The sequence below is a fragment of the Nocardiopsis coralli genome (assembly GCF_014892575.1).
GTDB lineage: Bacteria > Actinomycetota > Actinomycetes > Streptosporangiales > Streptosporangiaceae > Nocardiopsis > Nocardiopsis coralli.
This window is the reverse complement of sequence record NZ_JADBGI010000013.1, coordinates 33,947-50,031: the sequence shown is the minus strand read 5'-3', so window position 1 is coordinate 50,031 and position 16,085 is coordinate 33,947. Positions and strand designations below refer to the sequence as shown.

General features: G+C 69.2%; 12 protein-coding genes. 6 read left to right on the top strand and 6 right to left on the bottom strand.

The features are described from left to right. Nucleotides 1-45: 45 nt before the first annotated feature. Nucleotides 46-897 (bottom strand): helix-turn-helix domain-containing protein, encoded by an 852-nt coding sequence (locus tag IDM40_RS15805; RefSeq protein ID WP_193122770.1) that lies wholly within the window; start codon nt 895-897, stop codon nt 46-48. A 951-nt stretch (nt 898-1,848) separates the two neighbouring features. On the opposite strand from IDM40_RS15805, the gene IDM40_RS15800 reads away from it, so the two are divergent. Next, the gene (locus IDM40_RS15800; protein WP_216630881.1) at nt 1,849-2,253 is read left to right on the top strand and encodes a hypothetical protein; all 405 of its coding nucleotides are present in this window, start codon (nt 1,849-1,851) and stop codon (nt 2,251-2,253) included. A 192-nt stretch (nt 2,254-2,445) separates the two neighbouring features. After that, complete coding sequence (locus IDM40_RS15795; RefSeq protein WP_193122769.1) at nt 2,446-3,075, top strand: hypothetical protein; 630 nt, start codon at nt 2,446-2,448, stop codon at nt 3,073-3,075. Nucleotides 3,076-3,281: 206 nt separating this feature from the next. Here IDM40_RS15795 and IDM40_RS15790 read toward each other — a convergent pair whose 3' ends face one another. Both IDM40_RS15790 and IDM40_RS15785 read right to left on the bottom strand, forming a co-directional pair. Further along, nucleotides 3,282-3,683 (bottom strand): tautomerase, encoded by a 402-nt coding sequence (locus tag IDM40_RS15790; protein ID WP_193122768.1) that lies wholly within the window; start codon nt 3,681-3,683, stop codon nt 3,282-3,284. A 274-nt stretch (nt 3,684-3,957) separates the two neighbouring features. After that, nucleotides 3,958-5,763, bottom strand: coding sequence for a BCCT family transporter (locus IDM40_RS15785; RefSeq protein ID WP_193122767.1), 1,806 nt, complete (start codon nt 5,761-5,763; stop codon nt 3,958-3,960). Between the two features lie 782 nt (nt 5,764-6,545). Here IDM40_RS15785 and IDM40_RS28660 point away from each other — a divergent pair. From IDM40_RS28660 to IDM40_RS15760, 4 genes are all read left to right on the top strand, one after another. Beyond that, nucleotides 6,546-8,126: a hypothetical protein gene (locus IDM40_RS28660; RefSeq protein ID WP_268959345.1), complete on the top strand. Its 1,581-nt coding sequence runs from the start codon at nt 6,546-6,548 to the stop codon at nt 8,124-8,126. A 182-nt stretch (nt 8,127-8,308) separates the two neighbouring features. Continuing rightward, a complete protein-coding gene (locus tag IDM40_RS15770; RefSeq protein ID WP_193122766.1) occupies nt 8,309-9,457 on the top strand; it encodes a glutathione-independent formaldehyde dehydrogenase in 1,149 nt (382 codons plus the stop codon). A gap of 348 nt (nt 9,458-9,805) precedes the next feature. Beyond that, the gene (locus IDM40_RS15765) at nt 9,806-10,756 is read left to right on the top strand and encodes a cupin domain-containing protein (RefSeq protein WP_193122765.1); all 951 of its coding nucleotides are present in this window, start codon (nt 9,806-9,808) and stop codon (nt 10,754-10,756) included. Between the two features lie 250 nt (nt 10,757-11,006). Continuing rightward, entirely contained in the window at nt 11,007-12,815 is a 1,809-nt protein-coding gene (locus IDM40_RS15760) for an alkyl/aryl-sulfatase (protein ID WP_193122764.1), read from the top strand. Nucleotides 12,816-12,985: 170 nt separating this feature from the next. Here the strand turns inward: IDM40_RS15760 and IDM40_RS15755 are convergent, their stop codons facing one another. From IDM40_RS15755 to IDM40_RS15745, 3 genes are all read right to left on the bottom strand, one after another. Then, nucleotides 12,986-13,963: a phosphotransferase family protein gene (locus tag IDM40_RS15755; protein WP_193122763.1), complete on the bottom strand. Its 978-nt coding sequence runs from the start codon at nt 13,961-13,963 to the stop codon at nt 12,986-12,988. A 176-nt stretch (nt 13,964-14,139) separates the two neighbouring features. Beyond that, complete coding sequence (locus tag IDM40_RS15750) at nt 14,140-15,258, bottom strand: 5-methyltetrahydropteroyltriglutamate--homocysteine S-methyltransferase (RefSeq protein ID WP_193122762.1); 1,119 nt, start codon at nt 15,256-15,258, stop codon at nt 14,140-14,142. Nucleotides 15,259-15,762: 504 nt separating this feature from the next. Continuing rightward, nucleotides 15,763-16,023 carry a hypothetical protein gene (locus tag IDM40_RS15745; protein ID WP_193122761.1) on the bottom strand — a complete coding sequence of 87 codons (261 nt, stop codon included), beginning with the start codon at nt 16,021-16,023 and terminating at the stop codon, nt 15,763-15,765. Nucleotides 16,024-16,085: the final 62 nt, after the last annotated feature.

Here is a 16,085-nt window from a genome sequence, read left to right as displayed (position 1 = left end):
TACAGGGCGTGGAGGGCCTGTGGGGGAGGTGCACTGTGGTCCGTCCTAGTCGATGAGTCGGGTCAGGTGTTGCTGCGACTCCGCCGGCGAGAGAGCCGTGTCCTGAAGATGTTCCAGGACGTTGCGGTAATCGGTGACCTGGTGCTCGGCTTCGAGGTAGAGCCCTTCGTGTCTGGTCTCCAGGAACACGACGGGCCGGTCCGTGGGGTTGGGGAAGTCGAGGAGGACAAAGGGGCCGCCCGTTCCCGCGTGGAGCCCGGTCGAGAACGGCAGCACCTGCACGGTGATGTGCGGGTTCTCGGTCGCCTTGAGCAGGCTGCGGATCTGCGCCTGCATCACCTCGGGGGATGCGGCCGTTGCCGGCCGTGCGAGAGCGGCTTCGTCGATGATCGCCGTCAACGTCGGCGGGGCCTGGCGTTCGAAGGTGCCTTGGCGTCGTTCCCGAGCGGCGACGACGCGTTCGACGTCGTCCTCGGGTGTGAGCGCGGCACGTGCGAGTGCGGCTGTGTACTCAGGTGTCTGGAGCAGCCCTGGGACAGCTCCGACTTGGTATGTCGCGATGGATGAGGCTTCGGCCTCGAGCCCGAAGTAGGCACCGGCGAAGTCCGAATACCTGGTCCACCATCCCTTGATGCGCGACTGGCGCGTCAGCTCGAACAGCGCTTCGCGCTGCTCCCTGTCGGTCACCCCGTAGACGTCGAGGAGGAGGCCGATGTCGGTGACGTAGGGGCGGAGCCGTTTCCCGGTCTCGATGTTGGCAATCTTGGCCCTGCTCCACTCCAGCTTCTGCGCTGCCTGCTCCAAGGTGAGCCCGGCGGCCGCCCGGAGCTGCTTGAGCTCTTCGGAGAGCCTGCGGCGGCGGATCGTCGGGCTGAAGTCACCAGTGGGATCGGGCATGCGCCGATCGTATGACCGAGGGCGTCTTGGGGCCAATGTCTACTTCACAGACATGTAGTCACATTTGCGTCTTCACTAAAAGCGCTTGAAAAACGGTGAATCACAGTTTTCAATGGAGGGTGCGAAGCCCTCCTGGAAGAACCGGGCGGGCGAAAAGAACCCCGGCGGCGTGCGGACACACGCCCCGGGGCCATGGCCGACCTGACAGGAGCAGATCGACGTGCAAACCCTACTCGGTGTGTGCAGCGTGCCCGTGCGCCTTTTGAGGCCCACGCGCGGTGTGCACACTTCACCTCTCGGATACCTTCGCGAACTCGGAGCGGAACTCCGGAGCGCCTTGCGGACTGCCCTGCGAACCACCTCGCGTCCAGCTCTGCGGTCGATGCTTCGAACGGAACCGCGGCGCTGCCGCTCGGGCCGCGTGCGCCGCTATGCCCGGGATATCCCTCGCGTTCTCGGTCCGGAACCCGGGGGAGCGCGGCGGTCGAGCCGAGCGCCTGAGCTGGGCGCAGTGGGTGTCGGCGCCCGCCCGGTGTTAGTGGAAGCCGCCGGAAACCGGGGCTGCGACTACGACTACGACCCGAACGACCTCGTGCGCTCCTACCTCCGCGCTCACGAGCTTGGTCGGGATGCCCGCGCTGAGCGGGCTCGGCGAGCTCAGCTAACTGTCAGGACCGCAGGCACCGAGGGCGGGGCGGGGGCCGAGAGCAAGAGCACGGTTCGTGTCGGCCGAAAGGTCGGAGCCTGGGCGGAGATCGGTGCCGACCTCGATCGCATGTCCGTCGACTGCACCGCAGGTGTTGGCCCTGCCCGTGACGTCGTCTCCCGGGGGTGTGCCGTATGACCGAGCGCGAACCGCAGGTTCCACACGTCCCGCACACGCCACACGCACCCCGAAGTCCCCACGTCGGTCCTCCCGACACCGGCGGCCTCGCCCGCAGGATCGGGCGGATGCTCGCCCGCCCGGGCCTGACCCCCTACGCCGTCAGGCGGCTCCGTTACACCGACACAGCTTTCGGGATCCTCGATGCCCTGCTGCGCTCTGGAGCTCCGGTGCCCGAGTACTGGATCGTGGAGGCGGATCCGGAGGATCCGGAGGCGTATGCGGATGCCGGCCCGGATGCGGGCGGGGGGAACCACACCCTCGACTCGGTGACGTGCACCTACGACGCGCTCTCCGAGGCTCTGCGAGAGACCGGAGGAGTGGCGGCCTGTGCCGCGGCCCTGCGCGTCGCGCGCGAGGAGTGGGAGTGCCTGGACTCCGCCCTGTGTGAGGGCGCGCCACTGCCAGAGCCGTGGGCGCGCCCCTCCGCGTGGACCCGCCCGAGTCGTGTCATGGACCGGCCCATGCCGTGAGCGGCCGTGCCCGCCGGACAGTGGCCCCGCCCCGGAAACCTTCCGAGGCGGGGCAACGCATGTGCAGGGTAGGCCCACGATCGGGGCGGAGACATCGACTGCCGTGCCTGGACCAGCACTCCTCGTCATCGCTCCCTGCACGCGCTCGGCCTCGATCGGCGGGCTGAGCCCGGCGAACGGCGAATGTGGAACGTGGACCGACAGGTCTGGACCGAGCACGCCCGACTGAGGGATGCTTCCCGGGAACGCGGGCCCACCGAACTCGATATCGACACCGGTGTCCACAACGAGGAGCGCTCACCCATGTCGGCCATCCGCCCCACCGACCGGGACTTCCTCCTGAGCGAGATCAGCTTCGACGAGCTCGTGGAGATCCAACTGGAGGCGGAAAGCCGGGAATGGGGGACGAGGTGGACCTCGGTGGAGGCGCTCCGTAGCCAGGTCGCGGAAGCCCCGCTCCTTCTCAAGTCGCTGTTGCGGGAGGAGCGCAACGGGTTCGTGCGCGCATACCGCTGCTTGGCGCTCTTCTCACCGGCCGGAAGTCCGCCCGAAGGCCCGGCCCGAGGCGCGGACCAAAGCTCCTACGACGACTCGAACGCCGGCTCCGACCTCGGCTCGGCTGTCGCCACGACCGACGCCCCGGACGAGGACACCTCCCCGCACGCCCCCAGCCAAGGGGTTACCGGGTTGGTGACGGTGGACATCGACCCCGTACGGTACGCATCGCTGCGCAGGATCGACCGGGACCCGGATGTTCGCAGGGCACTGAACCGGAAGTTCTCACTCGCTCTGCGCAGGGGCTCGATGGTCGTGAAACAGTAGGGAACCCTGGCGTTGTCGTCGATCCAGCCGAGCCCGTCCTTGATGCGGTCTGCAATGCGGTCGGCGATCTGCCGGTACAGCGGTTCCGGTCCGTCCAAGGCTTCGGGCATGGACAGAACGTAGGACACGGGCCCACGCGGCGCACCCGTGGCGGGACCGACGACCACCGCACGCGCTGGGCTGCGCGTGCCGCACCGGGCGTGACGTCAGGGGTCGGCGGATGCTTCGGACTCGTCCCAATCGCGGTTGAAGCCGCCGAGGAACGGGTGGAACATCTCATCACCGGTGTGCTGGGTGAACTCCACCTTGATGTCCTCCCGACCGACCCCGGTGCGTGCGGTGATGAGATCGATGAGGCGGTCGGCCAGGCGGTGGCGCGTTGCGCGGTCCCGGCCGACCCTCACATCACACATGAGCAGCGTGCCGGGCACAGGCTCGTCGTCGGTGCAATGCCAGATCGATCCGTTCGGCAGATTCCGGATCACGATGGTCATCAGCTTGGGATCGGACCCCATGATCCGCGAGTACTCCTCGCTCATGGCCCGAGCCAGCGCTTGCTTCTCAGGAGGTAGAAGCTCGGAGTGGATATCCAACTGCAACGACGGCACACTGTCTCCTCTCCACCCACCGTGAGAATACCGGTGTAGTGAGCAGACTCGTGCTCAACCGCTGGAATGTGGCTCCAGCTGTCTGGGACCTGCTCAAAATGCGTGGGGCCCGCGCTCGATCGCGCGGGCCCCACGAGGGTCCAGGCTCCACGAAGCCCCAAGTCCCAAGCCCCAAGGCCCGAGGCCAAGGGCCTCAGGGGCGGACCTCTGGACCGGAGAGCTCCCGGGCCATCTCCTCGGAGATCCCTCGGGAACGCCCCTGATCCCTACGCCCCTAATGCCCGCCGGAGTGCGGCGGCCGCTTCGGGGGGTTGCGGTGCAGCGGGCGCCGGGCCGAGCCGGTCCGCGCCGACAGTGTCCCCCGCGCCCCGGTGACCCGGTCCTGGTCGGTGTCGATGTAGGGGTCGCGCATCACGGGCGGGTCGTCGACGGCCTCGGGTTCCACGACGACCTCGGAGGTGTCGTGCTCGTCCTCGTCCTGGCGGCGCTCGAGCTCCTCGGGAGGCAGGACCTTCTTCCACTCGCGTGTGCGCATCGGCGGCAGCTCACCGGAGTCCTCCCGCAGCGCGCGGTGCAGGGCGTACATCTGGAAGTAGCCCATCACGAAGAACGGCAGGCCGATCAGGACGACGATCTTGTCGAGTGCCTCCAGGCCGCCGGTCCCGGAGAACACCAGCAGCGTGGCGGAGACCACTGCGATGGCGATGGCCCAGAAGATGCGCTGGCCCAGCGGGTTGAAGTCCTCGTGACCGTTGGCCATCGTGTCCGTCACCAGCGCGGCGGAGTCCACCGAGGTGATGAAGAAGATGACCACCAGGATGATGGCGATCACGGAGACGAAGGTCGAGGCGGGGTAGTTGTCCAGGAACGAGAACAGTGCCCCGGGCACGTCACCTTGTTCCACGACGTTCTCGACGAGTCCGCCGTCGCCGTTGAGCTCGATGTCCATGGCCGACATCCCGAAGATGCCGAACCACAGCACCGAGAAGCTTGCCGGGACGAGGAGCACACCGGCGACGAACTGGCGGATCGTTCGGCCCTTGGAGATGCGTGAGATGAAGATGCCGACGAACGGCGACCAACTGATCGTCCAGGCCCAGTAGAAGACCGTCCAGCCGTTCTGCCATCCGGTGTCGGCGTAGGTGTCGTTCCACAGGGCCAGTTCCGGCAGGTTCACCAGGTAACTGCCGAGCGATTCGACGGTGCCCTTCAGCACGAAGAGTGTGGAGCCGGCCAGCAGGATGAACACCAGCAGGCCCACGGCTATGATGATGTTGAGGTTGGACAGGCGCTTGATGCCCTTGTCCAGGCCCAGGGCGACCGAGATCATCGCGACTCCGCCGACGACGCTGATGATGACCAGCTGCCACACGGCGCTCTCGGGGACCCCGAGCACGCGGTTGATCCCGGCGTTGATCTGCAGGGCGCCCAGCCCGAGGGAGACCGCGACGCCGAAGACGGTACCGACGATCGCGATGACGTCGATGGTCCGGCCGATCGGCCCGTGGATCCGCTCACCGAGAAGCGGCTGGAAGATCGAGCTGACGCGCGGGGGCAGGTTGCGCTTGTGGATGAAGTACGCAAAGCACAGCGCCGGCAGTGTGAAGATCGCCCAGGTGTGCAGGGTGAAGTGGTAGAACGCAAAATTCATCGCGTCCGCGGCGGCTTCTGTCGTTCCCGCGACGATGCCTTCGGCCTCTCCTCGCGGGGGGTCACCGAAATGGCTGACGGGTTCTGCCACGCCCCAGAACATGAGGATGCTTCCGATGCCTGCGGCGAAGAGCATGGCGAACCACGTCGGACCGGAATGCTCCGGGGGTTCGTCGTCCGGACCCAGTTTGACCCGGCCGAAGCGGCCTGCCGCGATATAGATCAGGAAGACCAGGAACGCGGTGAGGCCGAAGATGTAGAACCAGCCCAGATTGGCGTAGAGCCACTCCGATGCGGTGGTCACCACTGCATCCACTGGCTCGGTCAGGAGCACGGTGAGCAGCACGAACGCGATGATCACCGCGGCCGCACCGAAGAACACCGCTGGCGACGTGCGCAATCTCAGGCCGTCGTGTAGGCGGGTCAGCATGTGAGGGACTCCTCCGAATCCTCGAACCAGACGCTGGGTGGACGGGGCCGGGGGACAAGGCAGCCTCAAGGCTTCCCTGAGCCCGACCTCGAAGCAATACCCTGAGAAGATGCCTCATGGCGGTTTTGAGGGAGCCTCGAAACGGCCTTGAGCCGGTCCCGAGACGGCCTTGTTACTGTCATGCGAGGCCCGAGCAACTGCGAGACGGTGGGAAAGCAACCGCAGCACAGCTGTTGGGCGCCGCACGGCAACCGCAAGGCAACCGTGACAGGGTACGGGGCCGGTCAACAGAGTTTCCTGTTGGGGCAGCGCACTCGGTGGTGTGGCCCATGACGAAAGTCTGCGCGCCACAGGGACGCGCGCACCTCCGTCGCGTGTCTGCGCCCCAGACGGAGAGCCCCGGCCTCCGGCGGTTCGTGTGCCCAGTACGCCCCGCGTGCACCGGTCCTGAACGCCCCGCGTGTGCCGATGCCGGGGCCCGGCCCCATGTCGGCTTCCTTCCGTCTCCGATCGCCCCCCTTCGGACGCGAGGTTCACGTCTGGCCGGGGGTGGGAACGTCCACTTCTGCCGGGTCCCCTCCTGCGAGTTCCCACAACGCCCGCGTAGGCCACACGAGCGACACCCAGCCACACCGATCCCATCCGCACATCCTCCGCCCCGAAGCCTCTTCCGCCCGTAGCCGGACCCTGGACCCTGAGCCCCGAGTACACCTTCACCCGGCCAACGCCTCGGGCCTCGGGCCTTCCCCGCCATCCCCGACCCAGCCTCCGAGGGACCGCCCATGAGCTCCATGTGCGAGGACGTCCACCGGCCCCGACCCGTCGTCGACCCTTCTCTCACACCCGAACACCGGGAGGAGGTCCTCTCCGCCCACTACCGCTCCCTGAGCCCCGATCCCCGCCCGTCGCGCCTCCGCGAGGGCGCCGCACAGCTCTTCAGCGTCGGCTTCACCCTCGCCCTCACCACGGCCCTCGGCGGCTGGTACCTGTCCATGGTGATCGCGACCATCACCGCCGTCGCTTACACCATCGCGCTCCTCGTGCGCGGGGAGGCCAACCCGGTCGTGCGCGTCTCGGGCGCCCTCCTGGGGGCCGGAACCCTCGCGGCCGTCCCCATCTGGGTGCTCGACCCCACCGCCGCCACCGGGCTGCCCTGGCTGGTCTTCGCCGGCCTCGCCGCCATGGTCGCCGCGGACGGGCTCACCTCCCGCAGCAGCGCAGACGCCCGAGCTGATGCCCGCGCCGAAGCCCACGCAGAGACTCGAACCGAGGCCAGGAAACAACTCCGCAGGCGATCCCGTGCGCAGCCCCGGACCGGCGTTCCGGCCGACCTCAGCGCCCCTACCTCCACGGACGCCTGCACCGACACCTGCCCCGACGCCCACACGCGCGCCTGTACCTGCACGCCCGCGTGTAGCGGCACGCACGCGGCACCCGGGCACACGTCCGCTCAGCACTCGGACCACTTCCTGGACTTCTCGGACTACATCTCCGTTCCGCCTTCCTGCCGCCGCTCCCACCCATCCCACCCATCCCACCCATCCCACCCCTCCCATCGGGCCCACTCCCCCCACCCGCCTCGTCCCTCCCACCACTTCGACCTGCACCTCGACGAGTACGTGGTCGCCCCGGACGACGTGAACGAGGCCGATCACCCCCTCCTCCTCGACGTGCAACACACCATCGACCGAGTCGCCGAGCACGCCCACGAGCTCGGCGAGGGAACCGACCCCGCCCGCACCCTCACGGTCCTGCACGAGGAGGAGTGGCGCATCGCCGGCCTCCTCGCCCGCCAACGCACCCTCCGCCGCGCACACCTGCGCCGATGGCAGCGCGCCGAGTCTGACCGGGTCCGGGAGGCCCTGCGCCCCCAACGCGAGTACCTGGAGGCCGTGGAGGATGCGGTCCGCCGCCGCGTCGACTCCATCCGCGAGTACGGCCGGGTGTTCGACCGCGCGCTGGCCGCTCACCGCGAGTGGGTGCAGTGCGAGGAGGCACACGAATCTACCCCGGACTACCTGCGCCATCTGGCCGATGCGGAGGCCCTGGACGCCGGGGCAGGGGAGGTCTCGGAACTCGTGTGCGCCGCGGACGCCGCCGGGAGGGTGCGGGACGAGCACGTGCGTGAGCTGCTCGGGCACCCGATCCACCCGACCCACGCGGGGCAGGAATTCCACCCGGGTCAGGAAGTCCGGCCGGGGCAGCCGGGGAACCCTGACGGCGGACCCGGCACCGCACCGGACCCCCTCCCCGAAACCGCACCGGCCCCCTCCCCGAAACCGCACCGGACACCCGCCCCGGCGCCTGAGCAGAGCCCCGCCCCGCCCTCGCCGCTCCCGAGGTCAGCAATCCTTGACGCGTGAGCCCGTTTTGTCCCCGCGCCTCTCGAACAGGGCCGTGAGTGCGGTCGGAAAACACTGGCCGTCGCTGACGTTCCCGACCGTGCCATGACGGTTCGGGGCGTCGGGGCGGCCCTCGACCATTCCCGGTCCTGTCCCGGCCGCGCCCAACGCGCTCCCGTCATGGAGACGGTCTGGAGGCAGCCATGAAGGCCCTTGTGTACAACGGATCCCGCGACGTCTCGGTCGACGAGGTCCCGGACGCCCGCCTCGAACGCCCGACCGACGTACTCGTGCGCATCACCACCACCAACATCTGCGGCTCCGACCTGCACATGTACGAGGGACGCACCGAACTCGAACCGGGCAAGATCCTCGGACACGAGAACCTCGGCGTGGTCACCGAGGCCGGCAGCGGTGTCGAGCGCATCGCGGTCGGAGACCGCGTCTGCCTGCCGTTCAACATCGCCTGCGGGTTCTGCCGCAACTGCGAGAGCGGCATGCCCTCGTACTGCCTGACCGCCAACCCCGACCCCGAGATGGCCGGCGCCGCCTACGGGTTCGTCGGGATGGGCCCCTACTCCGGCGGGCAGGCGGAGTACCTGCGCGTTCCGTTCGCCGACTACAACTGCCTGCGGCTGCCGGAGGACGCGGAGGACAAGGAGGACGACTACGTAATGGTCGCCGACGTCTTCCCGACCGGCTGGCACGCGACCCGGTTGGCGGGGCTCAGGCCGGGGGAGTCCTGCGTCGTCTACGGAGCCGGCCCCGTGGGACTGATGGCCGCCTACTCCGCGCTCCTGCAGGGGGCGTCGCAGGTGATGGTGGTCGACCGCCACCCCGACCGGCTGCGTCTGGTGGAGGAGATGGGGGCGATCCCCGTCGACGACTCCAAGGGCGACCCGGTCGAGCAGGTCCACAACCTCACCGAGGGGCGCCGCGCGGACTGCGGGTGCGAGTGCGTCGGTTACCACGCGCACGACCACCTCGGCACGGAGCACCCGGAGATGACCATGAACAAGCTGGTGGAGTCGGTGAAGTTCACCGGCGGCATCGGCGTCGTGGGCGCGTTCCTGCCGTCGGACCCCGGGGCCTCGGACGAGATGGCGCAGAACGGGCGGATCCCGTTCGAGATGGGCACGTTCTGGTTCCAGGGGCAGCGGATCGGGACCGGGCAGGCGCCGGTGAAGGTCTACAACCGGCAGCTGCGGGACCTCATCCACCACGACCGCGCGAAGCCGTCGTTCATCGTCTCGCACGACCTGCCGTTGGAGGACGCGCCGGATGCTTACCGGCACTTCGACAAGCGCGAGGACGGCTGGACCAAGGTGGTGCTCAAGCCCGGCCGTTCCTGAGAACCGGGGCCTGTGGGCCTGTGGCCCGACGGTTTGAGGGCCTGCGGGCCTGCGGGCCTGCGGGCCTGCGGAGCCGAGGCCCTGAGGGCTTGAGGTTCCTGCTGCCCCTGAGTCCTGGGCGTCCCAGCAGGCCTGAGGGCCTGCGGCCCGGGTCGACCCTGGGACCGAGCCTCGGCCCGGATCGAGCGGGCCAGGGCTGACCGGCTTCGGGCGACCGGCTCCGGGCCGGCCGCCCGAGTTCTGCTCGCCCTCCGAGCCGCCCCAGACCCCCGAGCCCCAGACCCCCCGAGCCCTCCGAGCCGCCACGAGTCTCGCCACGGACACCCCCGACCGCGTAGCGTCCACCGCATGGTTCATGTCCTGCACCTGACCGAGCTTTCCCGGTGGCACTCCGACGGTTCCGACGGTCCCGACGGTTCCGACGGCGCCGGCGACGGTGACGTCGAGGCCGAATCCCTGCACACCCAGGGGTTCCTCCACGCCTCAGCCGACGAACCCACCCTGCTCGCCGTGGCCAATGCGCTCTACTCTTCGGCGACCGAGCCGCTGGTCGTGCTCGTGGTGGAGACCGACGCGGTCGACGCGGAGGTGCTTTGGGAGGCAGCCGACCCCGCCCCGCCGCCCGGGGTCTCCGGTGACGTGCTCTTCCCGCACATCTACGGTCCGATCCCGCGCAAGGCGGTCGTGGGGGTGCGCCACCCCCGCCGCGACGCCGCGGGCCGCTTCACCGCCTTCGAGGAGCGACCCCGCACGGCCGAGGTCCTGGATCTGCTGCCTCACCCCGAGGGCGGCTGGTACCGGCAGACGTGGCGATCCGGCGTGGAGCTCCGCCCGGACCGTCCTGACTACCCCGGCGGCCCCAACCACCCGGACCGCTCGGACCGCCCGGACAACCCCGACAGCCGGCCGGGGACACGCGCCACGGCCACCGGAATCCACTTCCTGCTGACCCCCGGCGAGGAATCGCGCTGGCACCGGGTGCGCTCGGACGAGGTGTGGGTCTTCAACCGGGGCGGCCCGCTGCGGCTGGAGTTCGGCGGCACGGGCGCGGTACCGGAACCCGGTGGCCGGGCACCGGCACCCACAGGCCAGGTACCGGCACCCGCAGGTCAGGCACCGGAACCCGGCGACGTCCGGGTCCTGGGCCCGGGGATCGAGGACGGCCAACACCTCCAGGTCCTGGTCCCGGCCCACACCTGGCAGCGGGCCCGTCCCCTGGACGCAGGTTCCGAGTCGCTGGTCAGCTGCTTCGTCTCACCCGGCTTCGACTTCGCCGACTTCGAGGTCGCCCCGGACTGATCCTCGCCCCGGAGGAGGAAGAAGCGCCGGCCGGCCTCACAGAAGACCCCTGGCACGGCCCCTGGGCATGAATCGCACGGCGCGAAGCCGTTACTCCGAGTCGTGACCACGCTGCTCGGGTGAACCGGTTGGGAAGTTGGCACGGGCTTGGTGTTGCGGCGGAGCCCCGGAGAACGGTCGCCGAGGAGCATGAGGGATGGGCCTGGCAGCCCGACCGCACCCGTGCGCACCTTCGGAGGGACGGAGCACCATGACCGAGCTCGACTACGGGGACAAGACGGACTTCGAGAACGCCGACCGCGGGTTCGTCGGGAAGCTGACCCCGGGGACGGTCCGCGACGACGCGGGCCGCGTGGTGTGGGACATCGACGCCTTCGCCTTTCTGGAGGGCGAGCGCCCCGACTCCGTGCACCCGAGCCTGTGGCGCCAGTCCCGGCTGTGCGCCAAACAGGGGCTGTACGAGGTCACCGAGGGGGTCTACCAGGTCCGGGGGCTGGACCTGTCCAACATGACCCTGATCGAGGGCGAGCGCGGCGTCGTCGTCATCGACCCGCTCATCTCGGCGGAGACGGCCGCGGCGGCGCTGTCGCTGTACCGCGAGCACCGCGGCGAGCGTCCCGTGACGGGGCTGCTCTACACCCACTCGCACATCGACCACTTCGGCGGCGCGCTCGGCGTGATCGATCCGGACGAGGACGACGTGCCGATCCTGGCCCCCGAGGGCTTCATGGAGCACTCCGTGGTGGAGAACGTCTACGCCGGCCCGGCCATGCTGCGGAGGGGCATGTACTACTCGGGCGCGAACCTGGGCGCCGGGACCTCGGGGGTGGTCAGCATGGGGCTGGGCCCGACCGTGTCCACGGGGACCCCTGGCCTGGTGCCGCCGACGGTGGACATCACGCGGACCGGCCAGGAGGAGGTGGTGGACGGGGTGCGGTTCGTCTTCCAGATGACCCCTGGCACCGAGGCACCCTCGGAGATGAACTTCCTGCTGCCCGAACACCGGGCGCTGTGCATGGCGGAGAAGGCCACCCACAACATGCACAACATCCTCACCTTGCGCGGCGCGGTGGTCCGCGACGCCCGGATCTGGTCGCGCTACCTCAACGAGGCGATCCAGCTCTTCGCCGCCCGCGCCGACGTCCTGTTCGCCTCGCACCACTGGCCGACCTGGGGCCGCGAGAACATCGTTCGCCTTTTGTCCGAGCAGCGCGATCTGTACGCCTACATGCACGACCAGACCCTGCGTCTGCTCAACCAGGGGCTCACCGGCGCGGAGATCGCCGAGGACCTCCGGCTGCCGGAGGGTCTGGAGACGGTCTGGAACACCCGCGGCTACTACGGTTCGCTCTCACACAACGTCAAGGCGATCTACCAGCGTTACCTGGGCTGGTACGACGGCAACCCGTCCTCGCTCTGGGAGCACACGCAGACCGAGAGCGCCAAGCGGTACGTGGACACGATCGGCGGGATCGACGCCGTGATGGCCAAGGCCCGTGAGTACGCGGACGACGGAGACCTGAGGTTCGCCGCCCAACTGCTCCGGCACGCCGTGTTCGCGCAGCCGTCGAACACCGACGCCAAGGAGCTGCTCGCCTCGGTCTACCAGCGGCTCGGTGAGGGTGCGGAGAACGCCACCTGGCGCAACTGCTACCTGACCGGGGCCAGTGAACTGCGCGACGGCGTGGTGCACACGGACCTCGCTTCATCGGCCATGGCCACCATGCTCACCGTCACCCAGCTCTTCGACACCGTCTCCATCCGGGTGGACGGTCCCAAGGCCGCCGGGACGTCACTGGTGATCGACTGGACCTTCACCGACCTCGGGGAGAGCTACCGGACCCAGTTGTCCAACGGCGCCTTCGTGCACTGGCCCACCGAGGGGGAGAGCGCCGGGGACGCCGATCTGACCTTCACACTCACCAAGGCACAGCTGTTGCAGCTGCTCGCGAACGGCAGCGCCGACGGGCTGGAACACAGCGGAGACCCGGGGGTTCTCGGCAAGCTCCTGAGCGTGCTCGACGAACCCGACCCGAACTTCGCGATCATCACACCCTGAGCAGAACCGACCCCGGGGCCGAGATCCCTGCCCCGGGGTCGGATTCTGCTCGGGTCGGTGGCCTTGTTCTCCACCCGGCCCCTCCTGCGCGCAGCCCCGCACGGCCGGCGTCGCCACCCCTGACCGGGCACCTCCAGGACCGGGCGCCACAGGGCCGTCAGCGTGGCGATTCACCTGAGCAGGGGCGCGAGATAACCGCCCTCGTCGTCGAGCAGGTCCGTGAGCAGGCGGCACGGGCGCCAGTCCTCGACCCGTTCTTCAGCGCTGTCATGGGCGAGCCAGATGTCGAGGTCGCGGAGCTGGTCGAGCGCCGCAGCACCATGGATGAGCGCGCGACCATGAACCGGATCCATCTGGCGGGCGGCGATCTCCACCGCGGCTGCACCTGCCTCCGAATCGACCCGCCGGCCTTCCTCGGACACGCGGGCCTCGCACACCAGTCGGCACAGGTCGATCTCGACCGGACCGAGCACGGCGAACTCGAAGTCCAGCAGGGCGACGACCTCGCCGTCCCACAGGGCGTTCATCAGGGCGAGGTCACCGTGGTTGACACATCGCTCGACCAGGGGCGCAGCCTGGAAGTAGCCCTCGATGATTCTGTGGAGCCGCGACTGCTGGGCGCTGGAAAGCCCCAGCGCGACGCAGGCGCGTCCGGCGGCCGCGGTGGCATCGTCGAGCGTTGCCGGCACGAAACCCCCGTGCGACGTGACGAGCGCACTGAGAGAAGGGCTCGCGTCGTGCACGACCTGGGCACGGGACCACAGCTGACGGACCGCTTGTCGCTGCTCCGCGGCTGTCAGGGTCGGCCATGCCTCGTGCAGGTTCTGGCCGCGAACCTCCGCGGTCACGATCCAGCCGTGTCCCTCGGCGGTGCCCTCCCCGAGGATCTCCGGGTGCCCGACCTCTCTCGGCAGGGCGTGCACGAGCGCGGCCTCGCGTGCCATGTCGACGGGTGTGTGCGCGAGCCGCACCGCGATGCCGTCGCCGATCCACGTCGCGTTCGAGTACCCGTTCGCTCGCCGCATCCGCGTGAGTTCGCCGCCGTAGCGGGCCGCCACTTCGGCGGCCAAGCCTCGAACGAAGGCTGCCTCGGACGGGTCGCGATGCTGGTCGAGCGGATGGGCGTCCGCGCTGGGCTCTGGCGTCATTCGGGGCATCCTAGCGCGCCCGTGCGGACGCTGGTCTCGGGGAGGACGGCCCGCTCCACACCTTCGATCGGCCAGAGCCTGCGACGGGTGCGGTGCCGACAGATCCGCTGGTTCCTTCGCCGGCACATCCGCCGGCACCGCACGGGCAGGAGCTCACCGGCCCCGGGAACCCCGCTCTACCCCCAGACCTCCTCGGCGGTCTCCACGATCAGCCGCAGCTTCGCCACCTGCTCCTCGTAGCTCAGGTCGTTGCCCTCGAACGTCGACGAGAACCCGCACTGCGGCGACAGGCACAGCTGCTCCAGGGGCACGTGCTTCGACGCCTGCTCGATGCGGCGCTTGAGCTCGTCCTTGCTCTCCAGCTCGCCCTTCTTCGTGGTGACCAGGCCAAGGACCACGTACTTGCCCTCGGGCACGAACCGCAGCGGCTCGAACCCGCCGGAGCGCTCGTCGTCGAACTCCAGGAAGAAGCCGTCGACGTCGAGCTCGTTGAAGAGCTCCTCGGCCACGTGCTCGTAACCGCCGCTGGCCACCCAGGACGAGCGGAAGTTGCCGCGGCACATGTGCGTGGTGACGTTCATGCTCGACGGCCGGTCGGCGAGGGCGGCGTTGAACTGGCGGATGTAGCGCGTGTGCAGTTGGTCGCCGTTGTCGCCGCGCTGGTCGATCATGCTGCGCTGCGAGGGGTCGTTGAGGTAGGCGAGGCTGGTGTCGTCGAGCTGCAGGTACGTGCAGCCGAGGTCGCCGAGCGCGCGCACCTGGGCGGCGTAGGCGGCGGAGAGGTCGGCCCAGAACTGTTCCTGGTCGGGGTAGACGTCGGGGGAGATCGCGGCCGATCCGCCCCGGTAGTGGACCATGCTCGGCGACGGGATGGTCAGCTTCGGGGTGTTCCGCGTGACGGTGTCGCGCAGGAAGGTGAAGGCGTCCTCGAAGATCGTGTGCTCGGACCGGATCGGTTCGGTGACCTTGAGCCCGGAGGGGGTGAACTCGATGTCCTCGTTCTCGTTGTGGAAGGTGACCTTGAGTTCGTCCTGGACCTTGGTGACGCCGCCGAGCTGGTAGATGAAGTCCATGTGCCAGGAGCCGCGGCGGTGCTCGCCGTCGGTGGCGGACTGGAGCCCGACCTCCTCCTGCATGCGGACGACGTCGCGGATGGAGTCGTCCTCGATGTTGCGGAGCTGCGCGTCGTCGATCTTGCCTTCTGCGTGCTCGGCGCGGGCCTTGAGCAGCCGCTCGGGGCGGAGCAGGCTGCCGACATGGTCTGCGCGGAAGGGAGGTGTGGTCTTTGGTGCCATGTGGTCCTCGGCTTTCTGTCGACTGCTCCGCTGCTGTGCTGGTCTGGTGGGCTGCCGGTCGGCTGGTCAGCCGACCGCCGGCCCGACGCGCCGGCTGATTGACCGGTCAGCCGCGACGGCCCCGAAACCTGCGAGTCGTGCCAGGGCGTGACGTGTGGGGGCGTGATGTGGGTTCCGGCCTCGTGTTTTTCGGCCCGGTGCGATCCTGCCCTGAGCCCAGCACCCCATCACCCGTGGCTGACCTGCGCTTTCACCCCTGCGTGCGTAATACGAACGTTTGTACTATTCGCGAACCTAGATGCTCGCCCGAATGAGGTCAACCCCTCCTCGTGGCCCCGTGAAAGCGCGCCGGCTGCGGCCGGGCTGGGGCGCCCGGACGGGGTGCTGGGTCGGCAACGCGCGTACCTGCCTGCGGAGCGAACAGCCATGCCGAAAAAGCAGAGGGTGTCACCGGTACACACTCCGGTGACACCCGTTCGGTCACGCCTCAGGTCAGGTCTCGGGTCACGTCCAGGAGATCGGGACGCCGCCCTCGGATTCTTCGGAGACGGGGCCGATCTCCGTGGGTTCGTCGGAACCATCGGTCGGAACCCAGTACCAGCTCGCCTCGCCGGATTCGGCCGTGGACATGAAGACCGCCTCGTCCCGCTCCGGGGAGAGCACGGGAACGCCGTTGGTCCGCGGCCCGCACAGGAAGCGCCGCCACCGCGCCGCGGCGTGGCCCGCTGCGCGCCGCTCTACGCGCTCAGCTGTGGGCCTCGCCACCCGCTCAGCTCTGTGTCTGTGCTCCGCGCCCCGCTGCGTGATCCACCCGCTTTGAGACAACA

Excerpts from the sequence above, each read along its gene's own strand:
- IDM40_RS15805 (WP_193122770.1), bottom strand. The coding sequence starts at position 897 with ATGCCCGATCCCACTGGTGACTTCAGCCCGACGATCCGCCGCCGCAGG.
- IDM40_RS15800 (WP_216630881.1), top strand. The coding sequence starts at position 1,849 with ATGCTCGCCCGCCCGGGCCTGACCCCCTACGCCGTCAGGCGGCTCCGT.
- IDM40_RS15785 (WP_193122767.1), bottom strand. The coding sequence starts at position 5,763 with ATGCTGACCCGCCTACACGACGGCCTGAGATTGCGCACGTCGCCAGCG.
- IDM40_RS28660 (WP_268959345.1), top strand. The coding sequence starts at position 6,546 with ATGAGCTCCATGTGCGAGGACGTCCACCGGCCCCGACCCGTCGTCGAC.
- IDM40_RS15770 (WP_193122766.1), top strand. The coding sequence starts at position 8,309 with ATGAAGGCCCTTGTGTACAACGGATCCCGCGACGTCTCGGTCGACGAG.
- IDM40_RS15765 (WP_193122765.1), top strand. The coding sequence starts at position 9,806 with ATGGTTCATGTCCTGCACCTGACCGAGCTTTCCCGGTGGCACTCCGAC.
- IDM40_RS15760 (WP_193122764.1), top strand. The coding sequence starts at position 11,007 with ATGACCGAGCTCGACTACGGGGACAAGACGGACTTCGAGAACGCCGAC.
- IDM40_RS15755 (WP_193122763.1), bottom strand. The coding sequence starts at position 13,963 with ATGACGCCAGAGCCCAGCGCGGACGCCCATCCGCTCGACCAGCATCGC.
- IDM40_RS15750 (WP_193122762.1), bottom strand. The coding sequence starts at position 15,258 with ATGGCACCAAAGACCACACCTCCCTTCCGCGCAGACCATGTCGGCAGC.